Source organism: Sphingomonas jatrophae (assembly GCF_900113315.1).
Lineage (GTDB): Bacteria > Pseudomonadota > Alphaproteobacteria > Sphingomonadales > Sphingomonadaceae > Sphingomonas_P > Sphingomonas_P jatrophae.
Genome location: NZ_FOZG01000001.1, coordinates 715,649 through 736,307 on the forward strand (window position 1 = coordinate 715,649; position 20,659 = coordinate 736,307).

Below are 20,659 nucleotides of genomic sequence, written 5' to 3' on the forward strand. Positions count from 1 at the left end.
ACAAGTCCGGCAAGGCGCCGACCAGGAGACGGGACGAGATGTCCCACACCGCCGCGGGCGGTTCGACCCGCGAGATGAGGCCCCGACAGGCATCCGGCCCGTCGGAGTGAAGGAAACGATATGTTCGATATCAAGAAGCAGGAAGTCCAGTGGGGCAATGCCACGCTGACGCTGGAGACGGGCCGCGTTGCCCGCCAGGCCGATGGCGCGGTGATCGCGACGCTCGGCGAGACCGTGGTGCTCTGCGCCGTCACTGCCGCGCGTTCGGTGAAGGACGGACAGGACTTCTTCCCGCTCACCGTTCATTATCAGGAGAAGTATAGCGCTGCGGGTCGCATCCCCGGCGGCTTCTTCAAGCGCGAGCGCGGCGCGACCGAGAAGGAGACGCTGACCAGCCGTCTCATCGATCGCCCGATCCGCCCCCTCTTCCCCGAGGGCTTCTATAACGAGATCAACGTTATCGCTCAGGTGCTGAGCTATGACGGCGAGAACGAGCCCGACATCCTCGCGATGGTCGCCGCCTCCGCCGCGCTCACGCTTTCTGGCGTCCCGTTCATGGGTCCGATCGGCGCTGCCCGCGTCGGCTACCAGGATGGCGAATATATCCTCAACCCGACGCTGGAGCAGGTGAAGGAAGGCGAGCTCGATCTCGTCGTCGCCGCCACCCAGGACGCGGTGATGATGGTCGAATCCGAAGCCAAGGAGCTTTCGGAAGAGGTCATGCTCGGCGCCGTCGTGTTCGCGCACGAGCAGAGCCGCAAGGTGATCGACGCGATCATCGGCCTGGCGGAGAAGGCTGCCAAGGATCCGTGGGAACTGCCCTCGCTTGACGAGAGCGAGCTCAAGGCGACCGTCAAGGGCCTGCTCGGCGACGGGCTGACCAAGGCTTACAAGAACACCGGCAAGGCCGATCGCGTCGCCGCCATCGCGGAAGCGAAGAAGGCGCTGCACGAGCACTTCAAGGATGCCGACGCCGCGACGCGCCTGAAGGCGAACAAGCTCGGGAAGAAGGTGGAGGCGGAGATCGTCCGCACCGCCATCCTGAAGGAAGGCCGCCGCATCGACGGCCGCGATACGAAGACGGTCCGTCCGATCGACGCGATGGTCCACTTCCTGCCGCGCACCCACGGCTCGGCGCTGTTCACCCGCGGCGAGACGCAGGCGATCGTGTCAACCACGCTCGGCACCAAGGATGCCGAGCAGATGATCGACGGGCTGAACGGCCTGTCCTACGAGCATTTCATGCTGCACTATAACTTCCCGCCCTATTCGGTCGGCGAAGTCGGCCGCTTCGGTGCGCCGGGGCGGCGTGAGGTCGGCCACGGCAAGCTCGCCTGGCGCGCGCTGCGCCCCGTGCTGCCGACGAAGGAAGAGTTCCCCTACACCATCCGCGTCCTGTCCGACATCACCGAGAGCAATGGCTCCTCGTCGATGGCGACCGTATGCGGCGGTTCGCTGGCGATGATGGATGCGGGGGTGCCGCTGAAGCGCCCCGTGTCCGGCATCGCGATGGGCCTGATCCTCGAAGGCAAGGACTTCGCCGTGATCTCCGACATCCTCGGCGACGAGGATCACCTCGGCGACATGGATTTCAAGGTGGCCGGCACGTCCGAGGGCATCACCAGCCTGCAGATGGACATCAAGGTCGCCGGGATCACGGAGGAGATCATGAAGGTCGCGCTCGCGCAGGCGAATGAGGGCCGCGCCCACATTCTCGGCGAGATGGCCAAGGCGCTCGACCACACCCGGACCGAGCTGTCGGCGCACGCGCCGCGGATCGAGACGATGTCGGTCCCCAAGGAGAAGATCCGCGACATCATCGGCACCGGCGGCAAGGTGATCCGCGAGATCGTCGCGCAGACCGGCGCGAAGGTCGACATCGACGACGACGGCACCGTCAAGATCAGCTCGGCCGACAACGCCAAGATCGAGGCCGCCAAGGCCTGGATCCAGGGCATCGTCGCCGAGGCCGAAGTCGGCAAGATCTACAACGGCAAGGTCGTCAACCTCGTCGATTTCGGCGCGTTCGTGAACTTCATGGGCGGAAAGGACGGTCTCGTCCACGTCTCCGAAATCCGCAACGAGCGGGTCGAGAAGGTCGCCGACGTCCTGAAGGAAGGCCAGGAGGTCAAGGTCAAGGTCCTCGAGATCGATCCGCGCGGTAAGGTTCGCCTGTCGATGCGCGTCGTCGATCAGGAGACCGGCGCCGAGCTGGAGGACAATCGTCCGGCCCGCGAACCGCGCGAGCCGCGCGGCGATCGTGGTCCGCGCCGCGATGGTGAGGGCCGTGGCCCCCGCCGCGATGGTGGTGACCGTGGTCCGCGCCGCGAGGGCGGTGATCGTGGCTCCCGCCGTGATGGCGGCGACCGCGGTCCGCGCGGCGAAGGGGGCGATCGTCCCCGTCGTGAGCGCTCGCCGAGCGAGGACGGCCCCGAGCCCGATTTCGCACCGGCCTTCCTGACCCGCAGCGACGACGACTGATCGTCGCCGATCAGGGCTTTTGAACGGAGGGGCTCGCAGCGATGCGGGCCCCTTCTTTCGTTTACGCGGGAGCCTTCTCGCGGACGCGGAGTTCAGACGCCCAGCGAAGAGGGTGGGAAAACAAGATGGCACTTCCGCCGGCGACAGGCCCCGGTCCCTTCAGGCGGGTGCCGGATGCCGAATTGCGCAAGATCTTCTATCTTGAGCCGACACGCACCTACCTTTTCGAGATCATCCCCATCAACACATCGCCTCCGCCCGGCACGGATGATCCCAGAGTGACTGCGTTGCTGCGGCGGATGCTCTACCTTCGCGTTCTTCATCCGCCCATGCTCCGGCAACTCGCCGAAGATGCGCGCGCGTTGCTGGCCGAGCGGCAGATGATCGCGATTGCGGCCAAGCTGCTCAGTCTCATGCGGGACGTGTTCAACAGCCCCTGGGCCTTCCCCGCGCTGATGCAGAACAAGGATATCATCGCCTATCGCAGCGCCTTCAGCGGCGTGGTGGATGTCACGGGCGTGACAGCCAACGTAACCGGCTCCACCCCTGCAGCTTACGCGCTGTCGTTCCTCAGCCGCTTTGCCGGCACCGCGGTCGGGCACGGCGTGTACATGGCATCGCTGACGAACCGTCATTATGATTATTACCTGCAGAAGATGAACGCCGAACTGCAGCTGCGCGGCGTCAACACGGCCTTGCTGCCATGAACGCGCGGATCGCAGTCTCGGTGCTGCTCGCAGCCGCCAACCTCGCGGCCGCACTGTGGATCATCCAGCGCTATGGCGTCGGCTCGGGCGCGACCTTCCTCGCGATCATTGCCGCGGTGATCGTGAGCGCGATCGTTCAACGCCTGCGGTTCGGCCGGGAGACCGGATGGCGGGCGCGGTTCGACCCGGTCGTGGTCCTAGGATTTCTCATCGGCTTCGATCTGGTGCTGGCGATCGCCATCGCGGTGCGCGGCTAGAATTCCGCTCGCATCGGTGCTGCCTGACTAGCCTTCATCCCGGCGGCGAAACAGGCTAGACGCTCCGGATGGCGCTCAACCCGTTCGGCTCCCAGCCGTTCTTCGACGACAAGAACCGCGCCTTCTGGATCCTCCAGTCGGTCGGCTGGACAGGCTATTTTACCCTGCGTGCGCTGGGCGGCATCGCCAATGCGATGGGGCTGCTCTACATCATCCCCACTGCGCTCGCGACGGCGACAGGCTATTCGCTGACGTTGTTGATGGCCTCCGCCTATCGCCGGCTGATCCGCCAGCGGCCGATCGTCACCTGGACGGTCTCGATCGGCATCCTGATCCTCGCCGCCGCGATCTTCTCCACGATCGAGACATGGGCGCACGCCACCTTCTACCGTCCGGGCTCGATGCCTGAAGGGGTGCAGTTTTTCGGCGCGATCCTGCTCGATTTCGCGCTGCTCGCCGCATGGTCGGCGCTCTATTACGCGATCAATTTCTATCTCCAGCTCGAGCGCCAGTCGGACCAGCTCAGCCGCCTGGAATCTCAGGCATCCACCGCACAGCTGGCCATGCTCCGCTATCAGCTGAACCCCCACTTCCTGTTCAACACGCTGAACAGCATCTCGACTCTAGTCCTGCTCAAGCAGACCGAGCGGGCCAACGTCATGCTGTCGCGCCTCTCCTCCTTCCTGCGCTACACGCTGGTGAACGATCTCGGCTCGGAGGTGACGCTGGCGCAGGAGGTCGAGACGCTGAAGCTCTATCTCGAGATCGAGAAGATGCGGTTCGAGGAGCGGTTGCGGCCCAGTTTCGAGATCGAGCCTGCCGCCACCATGGGGCTGCTGCCCTCCCTCCTGCTCCAGCCGCTGGTCGAGAACTCGATCAAATATGCCGTGACGCCCAAGGAGGAGGGTGCGCGGATCGCCGTCTCCGCACGCCTGATCGGCGACCGCCTTCAGATCACCGTCACCGATGACGGCCCGGGGTTGAACGAGGGCAACGCACGCGCCACCTCCACGGCGGAAGGGACGGGCGTCGGTCTGGCGAACATCCGGGACAGGCTGGCGCAGGCCTATGGCACGGATCATCGCTTCGATGTTCAAACCAGTGCAGGAAGCGGGTTCGGCGTCGTCATCGAGATCCCGTTCCGAACGACATTGACCAAGGAAGCTGCATGACGATCCGCACCATCCTCGTCGACGACGAGCCGCTCGCCATCCAGGGGCTTCAGCTCCGGCTTGAGGCGCATGACGACGTGGAGATCATCGAAACCTGCCTGAACGGCCGCGAGGCGATCCGGGCGATCAAGACGCACAAGCCCGATCTCGTCTTTCTCGACATCCAGATGCCCGGCTTTGACGGCTTTTCCGTCATCCAGGGGTTGATGGAGGTGGAGCCGCCGCTGTTCGTCTTCGTCACCGCCTATCAGGATCACGCCATCCGCGCCTTCGAAGCGGATGCGGTGGATTATCTGATGAAGCCGGTCGAGACGGATCGGCTGGCCGACACGCTGGACCGCGTGCGTCAGCGCCTTGCCGCCCGGCGCAGCCAGGAGGAAGCCGGCCGCCTGAAGGAAGTGCTGGCCGAGGTCGCGCCCGACGCTGTCGAGCAGATGGGCGACGGCAGCGAGGCGCCCTCCTCCAACCGCTTCGAGAAACTCATCAACATCAAGGATCGCGGGCAGATCTTCCGCGTGGACGTCGACACGATCGAGCGGATCGACGCGGCCGGCGATTACATGTGCATCTACACCGCCGACAACACGCTGATCCTGCGTGAGACGATGAAGGATCTGGAAAAGCGGCTCGATCCGCGGCGCTTCCAGCGCGTCCACCGCTCCACCATCGTCAACCTCGACCTGGTGAAAGAGGTGAAGCCGCACACGAACGGGGAGTGTTTCCTCGTTCTCGGCTCCGGCGCGCAGGTGAAGGTCAGTCGTAGCTACCGCGACGTGGTGGCGCGTTTCGTCCACTGATCGGACGCTGCCGGGCCGCTCGCGCCCGGCATCCTGCGGTCAAGGTCAGGCCGCGGCGACGAACCGCATCGCCACGCCGTTCATGCAGTAGCGCAGACCCGTCGGCTTCGGCCCGTCCTCGAACACATGGCCGAGATGCCCGCCGCAGCGCGCGCAGTGCACCTCGGTACGGGGATAGCCGATCAGCCGATCGGTCCGCGTGCCGACCGCCTGCGGCAGCGGCCGCCAGAAGCTCGGCCAGCCGGTGCCGCTGTCGAACTTGGTCGTGCTGGCGAACAGGCGGTGCATGCAGCCGGCGCAGACGAAGGTGCCGCGGCGATGCTCACCGTTCAGCGGGCTGGAGAAGGGCCGCTCGGTCGCCTCGCGGCGGAGGGTCGCATAAGCGGCGGGCGACAGGCGCTTGCGCCACTCCGCATCGGGCAGTGTGACCGGGAAGCGCTCGGCCGGCGCCGCTCCACCGCGTGCGCTCCAGATGCCCAGGCCAAGCGCGCCCGCGCCAATGCCGCCCAGCAGGGCCCGTCTCGTCACCATATCCACTCCAGAACCTCTTGGTTCAGCCGGATATGGGGGCGCTCCGCCGTCGCCGGAAGAGGCGCGCGAACAGGCTCGGCGGGCCGGACTTGAGCACGCTGACACGGAACCAGCGCGCAGTCAGCCGGATCGTCAGCGCGACCCAGGCAGCCTGCCACAGGATGGCAAGCAGATGCGGCCAGAGCGTCGGTTGCCCGGCAGCGCGCGCCAGCATGGCGTAGGGCGAACTCCACGGCAGGATCGCCGCGGCAAGCGCAAGCGGCCCATCGGGATCGTTCACCGCCGCGCTGGCGAAAGCGACGAGGCCGAGTTGCGCCATGGTCAACGGCATCGACATGGTCTGCACCTCGCGCACCGAATTCGCCTGCGCGCCGATGCCGAGGAACACCGCACCGATCAGCAGATAGGTGGCAGCGAAATAGATCAGGCCGAGCGCGAGATAGATCGGCCAGCCGACCGCCGGCGGCGGGATCACAGCGGGACCGGCAAAGGCGATCAGCGCCAGCGCCGCCGCGCCGCCCCAAACCGCGATGCCGGTCAAGGACAGGCCGAGCATGGCAACCAGCTTGCCGAAGAAGATGCCGTCCACCGGCACCGCCGCGGTCAACACCTCGATCACCTTGTTCGATTTCTCCTCGACCATGTTCGACAGCATCATGCCGGTGAGCAGCAGCGTCAGGAACATCAGCACGACCTGGCCGATGCGGGCCACGAGCGAGCGCGCGCGCGCGTCGCTGCCCGCCGCGGCATCCACCGGCCGCTCAGTCAGGGTCACGGGCTCCTCGAACGCAGCTGCCGCGTCGCCATCGGGAAAGAGACGAGCGAGGCTCAGGCTGCGCGTGCGATCCAAGAGCAGGCCCACCTCGCCGCGCAGATCCCGCAACACGCCTCGCGGTCCGGTCAGAACCGGCTTCTCCAGCGTACCCGACAGCACCGCCGAGGACCGCCGTACATTGTCCGCCAGCAACGCGCGGGCCTGCACCTCGCCCTCTCCCGCCGGCTTGACCAGCCGGAGCTGCGGCAAGGCGCCCTCGCCCAGCCGTTCCGCGATCAGCACGCGCGCGCGCACCAGCCCGTTCGCCTCGTCGGCCGGCAGGATCACCGCTATCGTCGGAGGTCCGGTCTCCTTGTCGACGTTCGCGCCGACCGCTCCGAACAGGCCGCCGGCCAGCAGCGGCAGCAACGGTCCGATGAGGAAGAACAGGAAGGTGCGGGACCAGACGCTGGCCACATAATCGCGCCGCGCGATCACCATGGCGGCGCGCAGGCTGTCCATCCGCCCCGTCATGGCCGCACCTCCTCATCCTCACGCATCGTGTCCGCTGCCGCCTGCCCGGCGATGGCGACGAACGCATCGTGCAGGCCGGGTCGCTCGATGGCGAGCGTCTCGATACCCGCATGGCCCTCGATCAATGCATGCAGCAGTGGCTCGATGCCGGTCTCCGGCAGCTCGAACAGCCACAGGCCGCCCTCGCGATGCGCATCCGCGGGCAGCGCCGCGCGCCAAGGTCCGTCCTCACTGCGCGTGCCGAGACGGACCTGCGGCCGCAGCCGCCCCCGTGCATCGGCCACCGATCCCTCGAACCGAACCCGACCGCCCGCGATGATCGCGATCCGCTCGCACAGCCGCTCGGCATGGGCGATGACATGGGTGGAAAAGAGCACCGTTGCCCCGCCCTCAGCCTGAGCGCGGATCAGACCTTCGAGCCGCCCCTGATTGAGCGCGTCGAGACCGGAAAAGGGCTCGTCCAGCACGATCAGCCGCGGCTGATGCACGATGGTGCCGAGGAGCTGGACCGTCTGCGCCATGCCCTTGGAGAGCGAGCGGATCGGCTTACCGGCCCACTCACCCAGCCCTGCCTCGCCCAGCAAGGTCGTGGCGCGGCGGCGACCTTCCTTCAGCGGCAGGCCACGCAAGGCGCCCATGAAGGCGATCGCTTCCTGACACGGCATGGACGGATAAAGGCCGCGTTCTTCGGGCAGATAGCCGACACGCGGTGCCGCGCGGAGCGGCTGCGCCTCGCCCAGCAGCGTGCGATGCCCCTCGTCAGGGTCGATGATGCCGAGCAGCATGCGCAAGGTGGTCGTCTTGCCGGCGCCGTTCGGGCCGAGCACGCCGTAGATGGCACCTTCCGGCACGGCGATGTCGATGCCATCCACGGCGCGGCGGCCGCCGAAGCTTTTGACGAGGCCGCGCGCTTCGATCGCCAATCGGGTCACCTCTGCCCTCATCCGTCATTCCCGCGCGCCAGAGAATCCATTACCGGGCGCAATGCAAATCGATCCCCGCGCCAGCGGGCATGACGGCAAAGCATGAACTATTCGCTCACGGATCGCTTGAAGGCGGAGGCCGCGCGGCTCGGCTTCGTTGCGTGCGGCATCGCACCAGCCGATGCGATGCCGCAGGCTGCCGCTCGGCTGCGGGAGTGGCTGGCAAGCGGCGCACATGGCGAGATGCTGTGGATGGAAGCACGCGAGAGTGAGCGCGCATCCCCGACCGGGCTCTGGCCGGACGTGCGCTCAGTGGTGATGCTGGGCATGAGCTACGCGCCAGCCACCGATCCGCGACTGCTGGAAAGTGAACTCGCGATAGGCCGCTTCGCCGCGTATGCGCAGGGGCAGGACTATCATGACATCGTCAAGAAGGCGCTGAAGGCACTCGCCCGTTGGCTGGTGGCGGAGGCACCCGACACTGCGCTCAAGGTGTTCGTCGATACGGCACCTGTGATGGAGAAGCCGCTGGCGGAGGCCGCCGGGCTCGGCTGGCAGGGCAAGCACAGCAACCTCGTTTCGCGGGAGCATGGGTCCTGGCTGCTGCTCGGCGCACTGATGACGACGCTCGATCTCGCGCCCGATGCGCCCGCACGGACGACGTGTGGCTCCTGCTCGGCCTGCTTGGATGCCTGTCCGACGAATGCCTTCCCCGCGCCGTTCCGGCTCGATGCGCGGCGCTGCATCTCCTATCTGACGATCGAGGCCAAAGGACCGATCCCGCGCGAACATCGCCGATCCATCGGCAACCGCGTCTATGGTTGTGACGATTGTCTGGCCGCCTGCCCCTGGAACAAGTTTGCCGCCGGGGCCGCCGCAAACCGCGCCTTCCTGCCCCGCGCGGAGCTGACCGCGCCTGCAATCGCCGACCTGCTTGAACTTGACGACGCGGCGTTCCGGCAGGTGTTTTCGGGATCGCCGATCAAACGGATCGGCCGCGACCGGATGGTGCGGAACGCACTGACCGCCGCGGGCAATAGCGGAGATGGCGCGCTGGTGGGGCGGGTCGCGGCCCTGCTGGACGATGCATCGCCCCTTGTCCGCGGGGCCGCGGTCTGGGCGTTGGGGCAGTTGGCTCCGCAGCGGCTTAGCGCCGAAGCATGGCGCTCGGGCGAGGAGACGGACGCCGAGGTTCAGGCGGAATGGGCTGCGGCGGGCCTCGACGGCTCTCCCCCAAGCGCCTGACGCGCTCAGCGTGCCTCGCTGCGACGGCTCAGCGCGGCGACACAGCTTGCCCGGTCGAAGTCGTCGCCCTTGGGGGTCCGCGCATCGACCCACTTCACCACCGCCTCACGACCATTGGCCGGGGTATAGAGATAGGCATCGAGCACGCACGCGGCGCCGGCAAACTGGAGCTTGCGTGCCCCCGGCTCGCGCACGTCCTGATCCGGATCGCCGAACAAGGCGGTCAGCGCACGTGCATCCCGGCCGAGCACGCCTTCAAGGCCACGGGCGGGCAGAGCGGGCGCCGGTGTCGACGCGACCGGCGCGGCGGGCCGCGGCGTCGTGGCGCAGGCGGATACGAGCAGCAGAGCGGACAGGCTCAGGATACGCGGCGTCATGCACGGCTCCGATGAAAGAAGTGGGTCGCCATCGCAGCACCCAGCACGGGCGCGAGCAGATTGACGAAGGGGATCAGGAACAAGGCGGCGACACCGAGCCCGAGCAGGAACCTTGCCGCTCGCGTCCGCTGCCGCCACGAGGCACGCGCGGGCGGATCGAGATGGCGCACCGCCACCATGTCGCTCAGGTCACGGCCGAGCGCGTAGCCGTTCACCACCAGCCCGAGCACCAGCACGCCGACCCCCGTGACCAGCAGGATCAGGTAAAGTGGCAGCGCCAGCAGGTTGAGCAGCACCAGCCGCCCCGCCGAGGCGAGCCCGAGCGCCGCCAGCTCGCCCCAGCCCACCGAGCGCGCCGTGGCCGCCGCGGCAGGATAGTGGCGCATCTCTACCACTTCGACGATGCGGTCCGAAAAGAGCGAGACCACGCCGATCGCCACCGCGGGAAACAGGAACCACAAGGCGGCAAGGCTGAGGAGCAGCGCGGTCAGACTACCTTCAACGCCATCAAACTGGCACTCGCCAAGCCAGCCTACCCACGCGCATGGGTCTGCTCCGTCGAGCGCGGCGCCCAGTGCGCCCCCTGCGGCCGCGAACAGCGCCAGCGTGATCGCCAACGAGACAAGCAGCACGCGCAGGATGCGCGGATCGCCGAGCTGCGCGAGCGAGAGGACCAGGGCACGGGCCATTGCGCGCTTATTGCCACCCTGCCCGCCCGCGTCTAGGCGCGGGCGCATTCTTGGCCGACCTTCCGGAGATCCGCGTGACCGAACCCACTCTCGACATCCTGGCGCTGGGCAATGCCATCGTCGACGTGCTGGCGCGTGTGGACGACGCCCTCATCGAGGCGGAGGGGATGACCAAGGGCTCGATGCGACTGATCGATGCCGCCGATGCATCGCGCCTCTATGCCGCCATGCCGGCCGGGCGCGAGATTTCGGGTGGGTCGGCGGCGAACACGCTGGCGGGCGCGGCGGCGCTTGGCGCGCGGTGCGCCTTTGTCGGCCGCGTCGCGCCGGACCAGCTGGGCGAGGTGTTCGCGCATGACATTCGCGCACAGGGCGTTGCCTACACGACGCCGGTCGGCCCGATCGATCCGCCGACCGCCCGCTGCCTGATCCTCGTGACCGAATGCGGCGAGCGGACCATGAACACCTATCTGGGCGCAGCCCAGTTCCTGCCGCCAGAGGATCTCGACGAGGCGCAGGTCGCCTCCGCCGCGATCCTGCTACTCGAAGGTTATCTGTGGGATCCGGCCGAGCCGCGTGCCGCGATGCGGCGGGCGGTGCGCGTCGCCAAGGCGGCGGGGCGCAAGGTGGCCCTGGGTGTGTCGGCGGTCTTCTGCATCCTGAACCACCGCGGCGACTTCCTCGCGCTGATCGAGGCGGGCGACGTCGACATCCTGTTCGCGAATGAGGAAGAGGTGCTGGCGCTGGCCGGCACCGCGACGTTCGACGAGGGCGTCGAGTTCCTCCGTCAGCGGGTGCCGCTCCTGGTCGCAACGCGCGGTGCCGACGGTGCGATCGCGGTGCGCGGGGACGAGCGGGCGACCTGTGCTGCCGAGCCGGTCGAGCGGGTCGTCGATACGACGGGTGCGGGCGATCTGTTCTCGGCGGGCTTCCTCGCCGGGTTGGTGCAGGAGCGCAGCCTTGAGGATTGCCTGACCATGGGTGCGGTCGCCGCGGCGGAGGTGATCGGCCATTTCGGTGCGCGGCCGGAGGCGGATCTGAAGGCGCTCGTCGCAAAGCGGCTGGGCTGATGCCGCCGGCTTAAGTTGACGAAGTTGACACTTAGAGGCCCTATTCCGACAGGATAGGGCCGGACCGGGCACATAGAAAAAGGACGGCGTTTCCGCCGTCCTTTTTTGTTGCCTGCCGTTCGGGCGAGACGGGCGCCGCACGGCAGCGCCCTCCGGACCTCAGTGCAGCGGCCGGGACGTTTCCGGCTGCATCGACGGATCATCCACCACATCGACGATGCCGCGACCGACATGGCTGCGCGAGCGGCTGTAGAGGAAGTAGATCAGCAGGCCGCCCGCGCCCCAGATGAGCGGGAAGACCTTCGCCATCATCGGCAGTGAATAATAGAGGTAGACGCAGCCGACGACCGCCAGCGTGCCGACGACATAGACGGCGGGCGTGCGGAACGGGCGATGACGCGTCGGATCGGTGCGGCGGAGCACCATGACCGAAGCCGCCACCATCGCGAAGGCAAACAGGGTGCCGCCGTTGGACACATCCGCCAGGCGACCAACCGGCAGGAAGGCCGCCGCGAGCATGACGACGAGGCCCGTGACGATCGTCATCACGTGCGGCGTGCGGAAGCGCGGGTGGATCGAGGCGAGCTTGGCCGGCAGCAGCCCGTCGCGGGCCATGGCGAAGAAGACGCGGATCTGACCGAACATCATCATCAGGACGACGGACGGAAGCGCGAGGAAGGCGGCGAGACCGATCAGATTGCCGACCTTCACCCAGCCATTCTCGCGCAGCACGTGGGCCAGCGCCTCACGCGAGCAGGACAGCGGCTCCTGACCAATGCCGGCGAGTTCGGCGCAGCGCGCGGTGAGCTGCGACGTGCCGGGTGCGAGCAGCGTGCCCGCGGCATCGCGCACCGGCTGCGCGAAGGCGACATTGTCGGTGGCGCCGATCGCACCCGCGGCAACCAGCAGGTAGAAGATGGTGCAGAAGACAAGGCTGCCGATCAGGCCGATCGGCACGTTGCGCTGCGGGTCGCGCGTCTCTTCCGCGGCGGTGGAGACCGCGTCGAAGCCGACATAGGCGAAGAAGATCGACGCCGCGGCGCCGGCCATGCCGCCGATGCCGGTCGGAAACAGCGGCTGGAAATGGTCCATCCGGATGACGGGGATCGACAGCGCGACGAACAAGGTCAGCGCCGCCACCTTGATCACCACCAGCGCGGCATTGACCCGCGCGCTCTCGGTCGTGCCGACCACGAGCAGCCAGGTGACGAGACCCGCGATCACGATCGCCGGCAGATTGACGATGCCGCCCGCGCTCGGCCCGTTCGCCAGCGCGTCGGGAATGTGGATGCCGAGCGAATTATCCAGCAGGCCGACGAGATAGCCCGACCAGCCGACCGCCACCGCGCTCGCGCCGATGGCATATTCGAGCACCAGCGCCCAGCCGACCATCCACGCCAGCAGCTCACCCATCACCGCATAGGTGTAGGTGTAGGCGGAGCCGGCGACCGGCACCATCGAGGCGAGTTCGGAATAGCAGAGCGCGGCGACCGCGCAGACGAAGCCGGCCAGCACGAAGGACAGCATCATGGCGGGGCCGGCCTTTTGCGCGGCCTCGCTCGTCAACACGAAGATGCCGGTGCCGATCACCGCGCCGATGCCGAGCATCGTCAGCTGGAAAGCGCCGAGCGAGCGGTGCAGCCCCTTCTTCTCGGCAGTGGCAAGGATGGCGTCCAGCGACTTGACGCGCCCAAAGATCATGCACTCATCCCTCTCGCGGAGCGCGCAGCCCCCCGCCGCGCGCCCTAATTCTAATCAGCGGAGCCTAGAGCCAATTCCGCCCGACGCAATAGTGTTGCGCGATAACCCTTCTGGTTCAAGCGCATGCTGTCCGCGGCTCAGTCCACCAGCATGTGATGGAATTGCTGGCCGCCGAACAGGTGGACGTGGAGATGCGGCACCATCTGGTGGCCGTGCTGCCCGACATTGACGAGCAGGCGATAGCCGGGCGTGGGCAAGCCCTGCTCCCGCGCGACATGCCCGACCGCGCGAACGAAGCCCACAATCTCCGCCTCGCCTGCCTTGGCGGCGAAATCGTCCCAGCCGACATAGCGGCCTTTCGGGATGACGAGGATGTGGATCGGCGCCTGCGGAGCGATGTCGTGGAAGGCGAGCGCGAACTCGTCCTCATAGACCTTCTTGCAGGGCAGCTCGCCGCGCAGGATTTGGGCGAAGATGTTGGTGTCGTCGTAAGGCGCAGTGGCATCGACGGGCATCAGGCTCTCCCTCGTTCTAGAACGCGCCAGCGATCCGGGATCAGCCGCGCGCCGCCTTCTCGACATGGCCGGACACGCCCTCGCGGCGATCCAGCTCGGCCAGCACGTCGGCCAGCGCCACATCCCGCTCAGCCAGCAGCACCATCAGGTGGAACAGCAGGTCCGCCGCCTCCGACGTGAGCTTGGCAGGATCCTCGGCGAGAGCGGCGATGACGGTTTCGACCGCCTCCTCGCCCAGTTTCTGCGCGCATTTGCCCGTGCCCTTGGCCAGCAGCGCGGCGACATAGGAGGCGGACGGATCCGCGCCCTTGCGGGAGGCGATCACGGCCTCCAGCCGCTCCAGCGTGCCGCTCATGCGCGCACCGCAAGGCCGGCGGCGCGCAGCGCCGCACGCGCTTCTCCGACCGTGTGCTGGCCGAAGTGGAAGATGGAGGCGGCCAGCACCGCGCTGGCATGGCCATCGCGCACACCGGCGACGAGATGGTCGAGAGTGCCGACGCCGCCGCTCGCCACCAGAGGCACGTCCACCGCATCGGCGATGGCCCGGCAGAGCGCGAGATCATAGCCGTCGCGCGTGCCGTCCCGGTCCATCGAGGTGACGAGCAGTTCGCCCGCGCCGAGGCGCGCGAGCGTGATGGCATGTTCGACCGCGTCGATCCCCGTCGCGCGGCGGCCACCATGGGTGAAGACCTCCCAGCGCCCCTCGCCCACCGCGCGCGCATCGACCGCGCCGACGACGCACTGGGCGCCGAACCGCTCGGCAATCTCACCGACCAGAGCCGGCCGGGCGACCGCGGCGCTGTTCACCGCGACCTTGTCGGCGCCCGCCAGCAGCAGCGCGCGCGCATCCTCGACCGAGCGGACCCCCCCGCCGACCGTCAAAGGCATGAAGCAGACCGCGGCGGTGCGCTCGACCACGTCGAGAATGGTGCCGCGGGCTTCATGGCTGGCGCCGATATCGAGGAAGCAAAGCTCGTCCGCGCCGGCGGCGTCATAGAGGCGTGCCTGCTCGACCGGATCGCCCGCATCGGCGAGATCGACGAAGTTGACGCCCTTCACCACGCGCCCGCCCGCCACGTCGAGGCACGGGATGATGCGCGTACGAACCGTCACGCGCGGCCGATCCTGAGGGCTGCGGCGAGATCGAGGCGTCCGTCATAGAGGGCGCGGCCGGTGATGACGCCTTCGATGCCCTCGGAGGCGTGACGGGCGAGCTCGAGAATGTCGCCGAGGCCGCTGACGCCGCCGCTGGCAATGACGGGAATCGTCGTACGCCGGGCGAGCGCGATGGTGGCGTCGATGTTGCACCCCTTCATCAGCCCGTCGCGGCCGACGTCGGTGAACAGCAGCGATGCGACGCCGGCATCCTGGAAGCGGGCCGCCAGATCGGCGGCAGGCACGTCGGACACCTCGGCCCAGCCGCGCGTCGCGACCATGCCGCCGCGTGCATCCACCGCGACGACGATGCGGCCCGGAGCGGCGGCGGCGGCTTCGCGGACCAGATCGGGGTTTTCCAGCGCGGCGGTGCCGAGCACGACCCGCTCGACGCCGAGCTCCAGCCAGCGATCGATGCCGGCGCGGTCGCGGATGCCGCCGCCCAGCTGCACCTTGTGCGGGAAGGCCGCGAGGATGCTGCGCACGGCATCGGCATTGCGCGCCTCACCGGCGAATGCGCCGTCGAGATCGACGACATGGACCCAGTCCGCGCCCGCCGCGGCGAAGCGGCGCGCCTGTTCGGCGGGATCGTCGGCATAGACGGTGGCGCGATCCATGTCGCCCTCGGCCAGCCGGACCACCTGCCCGTCCTTGAGGTCGATTGCGGGAAAGATCGTCAGGCTCACGGCCGCCACTCCAGAAATCGGGCGAGCATGGCGAGGCCGTAGGCCTGGCTCTTCTCGGGATGGAATTGAACGCCGGCGATGTTGTCGCGGCCGACTGCGGCGACGACGGGACCGGCATGATCGGTCCACGCGAGCACCTCGGTGGGATCGCGGGCATCGAAGGCAAAACTGTGGAGGAAATAGGCCTCACCGGGCGGGAGCAGAGCGTGGCCGCGCGTCGGCGCCACGTCGTTCCAGCCCATGTGCGGCACCTTGGCGGTGGCGGTGGGCTTCAGCGGACGAACGGTGCCGCCGATCCAGCCGAGGCCGGCATGCTCGCCATATTCCTCGCCGACATCGGCCAGCATCTGCATGCCGACGCAGATGCCGAGGAATGGCGCGCCGCCCTGCACCACCCGCTCGCCGAGCGCATCGGCCATGCCGGGGATCGCCTGCAGCGCATCCATGCAGGCGGCGAAGGCGCCGACGCCGGGCAGGACGATCCGCTCGGCAGACCGGACCGCCTCCGGATCGGCCGTCACCTCGACCTGGTCGGCCCCGGCGGCCCGGAGCGCATTCTCGACCGAGCGGAGATTGCCTGCGCCGAGATCGATCAACGCCAGCCGCTCACGCACCGCCGAGCGTCCCCTTGGTCGAGGGGATCGCATCCGCCTTGCGCGGGTCGATCTCCACCGCCTGGCGGAGCGCGCGGGCGACCGCCTTGAAGATGCTCTCGACGATATGGTGGTTGTTGCGACCGTAGAGCGTCTCGACGTGGAGCGTGAGGCCCGCGGTCTGTGCCAGCGAGTGGAAGAAATGCTCGAACATCTCGGTGTCCATCTCGCCGAGCCGGTGCTGGCTGAACTCCGAGCGCCAGACGAGATAGGGGCGGCCGGAGATGTCGACGGAGGCGCGACTCAGCGTCTCGTCCATCGGCGCGTAGGCGGTGCCGTAGCGGGTGATGCCGCGGCGATCGCCCAGCGCCTTGGCCAGCGCCTCGCCGATGGCGAGCGCGCTGTCCTCGGTCGTGTGGTGCGCATCGATGTGGAGATCGCCCGCCACCTTCAGGTCGATGTCGATCAGCGAGTGGCGCGACAGCTGCTCCACCATATGATCGAGAAAGCCGATGCCGGTGGACACGGAGTAAACTCCCGTGCCGTCGAGATCGAGCGTCACCGACACGTCGGTTTCGCTGGTTTTCCGGTTGACGCTGGCGCTCCGCATGATGGGCCGCGCTATAACGGCGCTGATCCCGAGCGCAACGCGCTTGACCGTTCGCGCGGTCGCGTCCACTTGGACGAGGATGAACGATACGACGCCCGACAGCCTGATTCCGTACGACGAGATCGTGCAGGACGCGCTGCGCGCGGTGGTGGGCCGCGTCCTCGGCGAGGTCGAGAAGAATGGCGGCCTGCCGGGCGAGCATCATTTCTACATCACGTTCAAGACGCGCGCGCCGGGCGTGAACATCCCCCAGCACCTGCTGGAGCGGTTCCCCGACGAGATGACGATCGTCATCCAGAACCGCTACTGGGATTTGCGCGTGCTGCCGGCGACGTTCGAGGTGGGCCTGTCGTTCAATCAGGTGCCGGCGAAGCTGCACATCCCGTTCGCCGCAATCACCGGCTTCGTCGATCCGGCCGTCAATTTCGCGCTCCAGTTCCAAGTCGCCAATGCCGAGGATGCGGACGCACCGGAGCATAGCGAGGCGGAGAACGATGCGCCGCTGGCCGAGCCGATCGAAGACGGCTCCAACGTCGTGTCGGTGGATTTCACCCGCAAGAAGTAGACCCGTCAGGCCGGGCAACCCCGCCGTCGCCCGTCCGTTGACGGCGGCATGAGCGACACCCGCACCGAAACCGACAGCTTCGGCCCGATCGAAGTTCCCGCCTCCGCTTACTGGGGCGCGCAGACGCAGCGATCGATCGAGAATTTCCCGTTCGGCGCGACCGAGCGGATGCCCGTCGGCATCGTCCACGCGCTCGCCATCGTCAAGCAGGCGGCGGCGCGGGTGAACCGGCGGCATGGGCTGGCGGCTGAGAAGGCGGACGCAATCGAGCAGGCGGCGGCCGAGGTGGCGGCCGGCCGGCATGACGACCAGTTCCCGCTGGTCATCTGGCAGACCGGCTCCGGCACGCAATCGAACATGAACGCCAATGAGGTGATTGCGGGACGCGCCAACGAGATCCTGACGGGCAAGCGCGGCGGCAAGTCCCCCGTTCATCCCAATGACGACGTCAATCGCGGTCAATCCTCCAACGACAGCTTTCCGACCGCGCTCCACATCGCCGCGGCACTGGCCACGCGCGACCGGCTGCTGCCCGCGCTCGAGCGGCTCGAGACCGCGCTGCTGGCGAAGGCAGAGGCCTGGGGGCACATCGTCAAGATCGGGCGCACCCACTTGCAGGATGCGACGCCGCTGACGCTCGGCGACGAGGCGTCAGGCTGGTATGCGCAGCTGCGGCTGGCGCGCACCCGGATCGCGCCGATGATCGAGCATGGCGTGGCGAAGCTGGCGCAGGGTGGCACGGCCGTCGGCACCGGGCTCAATGCTCCGCCGGGCTTTGCGGAGGATTTCGCGCGGGAAGCGGCGGCGATCACCGGTTTCGCCTTCGAGACCGCGCCGAACAAGTACGAAGCGCTGGCGAGCCATGACACGCTGGTCGATCTGTCCGGGCGGTTCAACACGCTGGCGGTGGCGCTGACCAAGATCGCCAACGACATTCGCCTGCTCGGCTCCGGCCCGCGCTGTGGCCTGGGCGAGCTGAAGCTGCCGGAGAATGAGCCGGGCAGCTCGATCATGCCGGGCAAAGTCAATCCGACGCAGGCCGAGATGTTGACGATGGTTGCCGCGCAGGTGATCGGCAACCATCTCGCGATCACCGTCGGCGGGCTACAGGGGCATTTGGAGCTGAATGTGTTCAAGCCGCTGATCGGCGCGAATATCCTGCGCTCGATCCACCTGCTGAGCGTCGGCATGGAAAGCTTCGCCGAGCGCTGCGTCGACGGGATGGAGGCGGACGAGGCGCGGATCGGGCAGCTGCTCGACCGGTCGCTGATGCTGGTGACAGCGCTGGCGCCCGAGATCGGCTATGACAATGCCGCCAAGATCGCCAAGCATGCGCATCATGAAGGCCTGACGTTGAAGGAGGCGGGCCTGGCCCTCGGCCTCGTCGATGAGGCGACGTTCGACCGCGTGGTCCGGCCCGAAGCGATGCTGGGCCGTTAGGTCCGGAACAAGCCGCGCCTTCCCGCGCTTTCGTTGCGATGTCGTGATGAGGAGAGTGCAGTGGGTGCGACCACCATCGGCGCGCTGATCGGCGGCGCCGTCGACAGCATGAGCGGCGACGACGATGAAAGCTGGGATGGCGCGCTGAAGGGGGCGATCATCGCCAACGTAGCGAAGGTCGTGCTGCCGATGGCGTTCACCTACGCGGTCGGCTGGGCCGTGCTGCGCGGCACCGGTCTCATCGTGGATCGAGCCTTCAACCAAGGAGAGTTCAAATGATCAGCCGTATCGTGGGAGCGCTTGTCGGGCGTGAGATCGATCGCCGCGACGGCCGCGGCGGCGTCAAGGGTGCGCTGCTGGGCATGGGCGCGGTCGGCCTGCTGCGCCGCATGGGCCCGCTCGGAATGGTGCTGGGCGGCGGCTATGTCGCGAAGAAGGCGATGGATCGCCGTCGTGCCGAGCGCGCCGGGCAGATGGGCCGCTCGACCTACTGAGCCAGGCTTTTCCGCCGGAGAAGAGGGCCGCGGCGGGATGCCCCCCGCGGCCTTATTCTTGCGCCATCGCCAGCAGCTTGAGCACGGTGTTCCAGTTGCGCGCCGTGACGGTCGATCCGGCGGCCTTGTCCAGCGCGGTCGGTGTCAGGCGGCTGCGCGCGACGCCATCGCCATAATCGATCCACAGTCCCCCGCCCGCCTGCGCGAGCGCCTCATGCGATGCAAGGCGGGGCTGGAGCGTGGCGGCCGTGTCGGGCGCCAGTGGGCGCTTCGACAAACAGAGGTGCAGCAGGTTCGGCCGATCGCGTGCGGCATCCGGCAGCGGATTGGCCGCGGCGAGTTCCGACCAGGAGGCTGCGGTGCGCACGATCGCCTGCACCGTCACACCCATGTCGCGTGCGACCGCGCGCTCCACCCGGATCTCCACCGCCTCTCCGTCGCCGTCCGCATCGACGAGGATGTTGCCGCTGGCGATGTAGCTGCGGACATTGGCGAAGCCCTCGGCCGCGAGGCAGGCGCGCGCTTCCGCCATCGGCAGCTTGATGCCCGCATTGATCGAGCGGAACAGGACAATGAAGCGATCCATCGTGCCCACGTTGACGCCAGCCCGCACTTCGCCGCAAGTGCCGACATGACCGCCGCCGTCGACACGCCCGCCATCCCGCCCCGCCGTCAGCCGCACGCGACCGAGCTGGAGCGCCGCGGCCTGCTGTTCGTCCTGTCCTCGCCGTCCGGGGCGGGCAAATCGACCATCGCGCGCAAGCTGCTGGAGGCCGATCCGTCGATCGCCATGTCCGTCTCCGCCACCACCCGACCGATGCGGCCGGGCGAGCAGGACGGGGTGGACTATCATTTCGTCGATGTGCCGACGTTCAAGCAGATGGCGGCGGACGGCGCGTTCCTCGAATGGGCGCACGTCTTCGATCATCGCTACGGTACGCCGCGCGCACCCGTGGACGCGATGCTGGCGAGCGGGCGCGACGTGCTGTTCGACATCGACTGGCAGGGCGCGCAGCAGCTGTTCCAGCAGGCGGGCGGCGACGTCGTCCGCGTCTTCATCCTGCCGCCCTCCGTCGATGAGCTTGGCCGACGCCTGGCGCGCCGCGGCACCGATTCGGCGGAGGTCGTCGCCAGCCGCATGGCGCGCGCGGCGAGCGAGATCAGCCACTGGGATGGCTATGACTATGTGCTGATCAACGACGATGTGGAGCGCTGCTTCGCGCAGGTGCGGTTGATCCTCCGCGCCGAGCGGCTGAAGCGTAGCCGCCAGACCGGCCTGATCGGATTCGCCCGCAAGCTGATGGGCGGCTGAGCCGGCGGAACGCGCCCCCCTTGCCGCAGGTTGATGCCCGCGCAACGGACA

The 20,659-nt window shown here is 67.9% G+C and carries 25 protein-coding genes; 12 read left to right on the forward strand and 13 right to left on the reverse strand.

Annotation, left to right across the window (positions count from 1 at the left end; genetic code table 11):
- Nucleotides 1-120: 120 nt before the first annotated feature.
- The 5 genes from pnp (at nt 121) to BM360_RS03345 (ending at nt 5,414) form a co-directional block, all read left to right on the forward strand.
- Nucleotides 121-2,481, forward strand: coding sequence for a polyribonucleotide nucleotidyltransferase (pnp, locus tag BM360_RS03325; protein ID WP_093310694.1), 2,361 nt, complete (start codon nt 121-123; stop codon nt 2,479-2,481).
- Nucleotides 2,482-2,663: 182 nt separating this feature from the next.
- Nucleotides 2,664-3,188 (forward strand): hypothetical protein, encoded by a 525-nt coding sequence (locus BM360_RS03330; protein WP_131819168.1) that lies wholly within the window; start codon nt 2,664-2,666, stop codon nt 3,186-3,188.
- On the forward strand, nt 3,185-3,445 hold the full coding sequence (locus tag BM360_RS03335) for a hypothetical protein (protein WP_093310699.1): 261 nt from the start codon (nt 3,185-3,187) through the stop codon (nt 3,443-3,445). Before BM360_RS03330 ends, BM360_RS03335 begins: the two co-directional genes overlap by 4 nt.
- A 68-nt stretch (nt 3,446-3,513) precedes the next feature.
- Entirely contained in the window at nt 3,514-4,617 is a 1,104-nt protein-coding gene (locus tag BM360_RS03340; protein ID WP_093310701.1) for a sensor histidine kinase, read from the forward strand.
- Nucleotides 4,614-5,414, forward strand: a complete 801-nt coding sequence (locus tag BM360_RS03345) for a LytR/AlgR family response regulator transcription factor (RefSeq protein ID WP_093310704.1) — start codon at nt 4,614-4,616, stop codon at nt 5,412-5,414. The genes BM360_RS03340 and BM360_RS03345 overlap by 4 nt, the downstream gene beginning before the upstream one ends.
- A gap of 45 nt (nt 5,415-5,459) precedes the next feature.
- On the opposite strand, the gene msrB is transcribed toward BM360_RS03345, so the two are convergent.
- From msrB to BM360_RS03360, 3 genes are read right to left on the reverse strand one after another with little or no spacing between them, the layout of a single operon-like run.
- Nucleotides 5,460-5,945: a peptide-methionine (R)-S-oxide reductase MsrB gene (gene msrB / locus BM360_RS03350; protein ID WP_093310709.1), complete on the reverse strand. Its 486-nt coding sequence runs from the start codon at nt 5,943-5,945 to the stop codon at nt 5,460-5,462.
- A gap of 22 nt (nt 5,946-5,967) precedes the next feature.
- Complete coding sequence (locus BM360_RS03355; RefSeq protein WP_242653297.1) at nt 5,968-7,233, reverse strand: ABC transporter permease; 1,266 nt, start codon at nt 7,231-7,233, stop codon at nt 5,968-5,970.
- Nucleotides 7,230-8,165, reverse strand: a complete 936-nt coding sequence (locus BM360_RS03360) for an ABC transporter ATP-binding protein (protein WP_242653298.1) — start codon at nt 8,163-8,165, stop codon at nt 7,230-7,232. Before BM360_RS03360 ends, BM360_RS03355 begins: the two co-directional genes overlap by 4 nt.
- Before the next feature lie 93 nt (nt 8,166-8,258).
- Between BM360_RS03360 and queG the strand changes: the two genes are divergently transcribed.
- On the forward strand, nt 8,259-9,401 hold the full coding sequence (queG, locus tag BM360_RS03365) for a tRNA epoxyqueuosine(34) reductase QueG (protein ID WP_093310722.1): 1,143 nt from the start codon (nt 8,259-8,261) through the stop codon (nt 9,399-9,401).
- Nucleotides 9,402-9,406: 5 nt separating this feature from the next.
- Here the strand turns inward: queG and BM360_RS03370 are convergent, their stop codons facing one another.
- Together BM360_RS03370 and BM360_RS03375 are read right to left on the reverse strand one after the other, a co-directional pair.
- Nucleotides 9,407-9,778, reverse strand: coding sequence for a hypothetical protein (locus tag BM360_RS03370; RefSeq protein ID WP_093310725.1), 372 nt, complete (start codon nt 9,776-9,778; stop codon nt 9,407-9,409).
- Nucleotides 9,775-10,467 (reverse strand): EI24 domain-containing protein, encoded by a 693-nt coding sequence (locus BM360_RS03375; protein ID WP_093313686.1) that lies wholly within the window; start codon nt 10,465-10,467, stop codon nt 9,775-9,777. The genes BM360_RS03370 and BM360_RS03375 overlap by 4 nt, the downstream gene beginning before the upstream one ends.
- Nucleotides 10,468-10,541: 74 nt before the next feature.
- Here BM360_RS03375 and BM360_RS03380 point away from each other — a divergent pair, with 74 nt between their 5' ends.
- Nucleotides 10,542-11,537, forward strand: coding sequence for an adenosine kinase (locus BM360_RS03380; RefSeq protein ID WP_093313688.1), 996 nt, complete (start codon nt 10,542-10,544; stop codon nt 11,535-11,537).
- Nucleotides 11,538-11,696: 159 nt separating this feature from the next.
- Here the strand turns inward: BM360_RS03380 and BM360_RS03385 are convergent, their stop codons facing one another.
- From BM360_RS03385 to hisB, 7 genes are all read right to left on the reverse strand, one after another.
- On the reverse strand, nt 11,697-13,238 hold the full coding sequence (locus tag BM360_RS03385) for an amino acid permease (protein ID WP_093310727.1): 1,542 nt from the start codon (nt 13,236-13,238) through the stop codon (nt 11,697-11,699).
- Nucleotides 13,239-13,375: 137 nt separating this feature from the next.
- Nucleotides 13,376-13,753 (reverse strand): histidine triad nucleotide-binding protein, encoded by a 378-nt coding sequence (locus BM360_RS03390; RefSeq protein ID WP_093310730.1) that lies wholly within the window; start codon nt 13,751-13,753, stop codon nt 13,376-13,378.
- Nucleotides 13,754-13,793: 40 nt separating this feature from the next.
- On the reverse strand, nt 13,794-14,108 hold the full coding sequence (locus BM360_RS03395) for a phosphoribosyl-ATP diphosphatase (RefSeq protein WP_093310732.1): 315 nt from the start codon (nt 14,106-14,108) through the stop codon (nt 13,794-13,796).
- Entirely contained in the window at nt 14,105-14,866 is a 762-nt protein-coding gene (gene hisF, locus BM360_RS03400; protein ID WP_093310734.1) for an imidazole glycerol phosphate synthase subunit HisF, read from the reverse strand. The genes BM360_RS03395 and hisF overlap by 4 nt, the downstream gene beginning before the upstream one ends.
- The gene (hisA, locus tag BM360_RS03405) at nt 14,863-15,594 is read right to left on the reverse strand and encodes a 1-(5-phosphoribosyl)-5-[(5-phosphoribosylamino)methylideneamino]imidazole-4-carboxamide isomerase (protein ID WP_093313692.1); all 732 of its coding nucleotides are present in this window, start codon (nt 15,592-15,594) and stop codon (nt 14,863-14,865) included. Before hisA ends, hisF begins: the two co-directional genes overlap by 4 nt.
- A complete protein-coding gene (gene hisH, locus BM360_RS03410; RefSeq protein WP_242653299.1) occupies nt 15,591-16,208 on the reverse strand; it encodes an imidazole glycerol phosphate synthase subunit HisH in 618 nt (205 codons plus the stop codon). Before hisH ends, hisA begins: the two co-directional genes overlap by 4 nt.
- Nucleotides 16,201-16,797: an imidazoleglycerol-phosphate dehydratase HisB gene (hisB, locus tag BM360_RS03415; RefSeq protein ID WP_093313690.1), complete on the reverse strand. Its 597-nt coding sequence runs from the start codon at nt 16,795-16,797 to the stop codon at nt 16,201-16,203. Before hisB ends, hisH begins: the two co-directional genes overlap by 8 nt.
- A gap of 79 nt (nt 16,798-16,876) precedes the next feature.
- Here hisB and BM360_RS03420 point away from each other — a divergent pair, with 79 nt between their 5' ends.
- From BM360_RS03420 to BM360_RS03435, 4 genes are read left to right on the forward strand one after another with little or no spacing between them, the layout of a single operon-like run.
- Nucleotides 16,877-17,362, forward strand: a complete 486-nt coding sequence (locus BM360_RS03420; RefSeq protein ID WP_093310739.1) for an SspB family protein — start codon at nt 16,877-16,879, stop codon at nt 17,360-17,362.
- Between the two features lie 48 nt (nt 17,363-17,410).
- Complete coding sequence (gene fumC, locus BM360_RS03425; protein WP_093310741.1) at nt 17,411-18,802, forward strand: class II fumarate hydratase; 1,392 nt, start codon at nt 17,411-17,413, stop codon at nt 18,800-18,802.
- Between the two features lie 60 nt (nt 18,803-18,862).
- Complete coding sequence (locus tag BM360_RS03430) at nt 18,863-19,081, forward strand: hypothetical protein (protein ID WP_093310744.1); 219 nt, start codon at nt 18,863-18,865, stop codon at nt 19,079-19,081.
- The gene (locus BM360_RS03435) at nt 19,078-19,296 is read left to right on the forward strand and encodes a hypothetical protein (RefSeq protein WP_093310747.1); all 219 of its coding nucleotides are present in this window, start codon (nt 19,078-19,080) and stop codon (nt 19,294-19,296) included. The genes BM360_RS03430 and BM360_RS03435 overlap by 4 nt, the downstream gene beginning before the upstream one ends.
- 52 nt (nt 19,297-19,348) lie before the next feature.
- Here the strand turns inward: BM360_RS03435 and BM360_RS03440 are convergent, their stop codons facing one another.
- Entirely contained in the window at nt 19,349-19,882 is a 534-nt protein-coding gene (locus tag BM360_RS03440; protein ID WP_093310749.1) for a DUF1697 domain-containing protein, read from the reverse strand.
- Nucleotides 19,883-19,927: 45 nt separating this feature from the next.
- Here BM360_RS03440 and gmk point away from each other — a divergent pair, with 45 nt between their 5' ends.
- Nucleotides 19,928-20,608, forward strand: a complete 681-nt coding sequence (gene gmk, locus BM360_RS03445) for a guanylate kinase (RefSeq protein WP_093310752.1) — start codon at nt 19,928-19,930, stop codon at nt 20,606-20,608.
- The last annotated feature ends 51 nt before the right edge of the window (nt 20,609-20,659 follow it).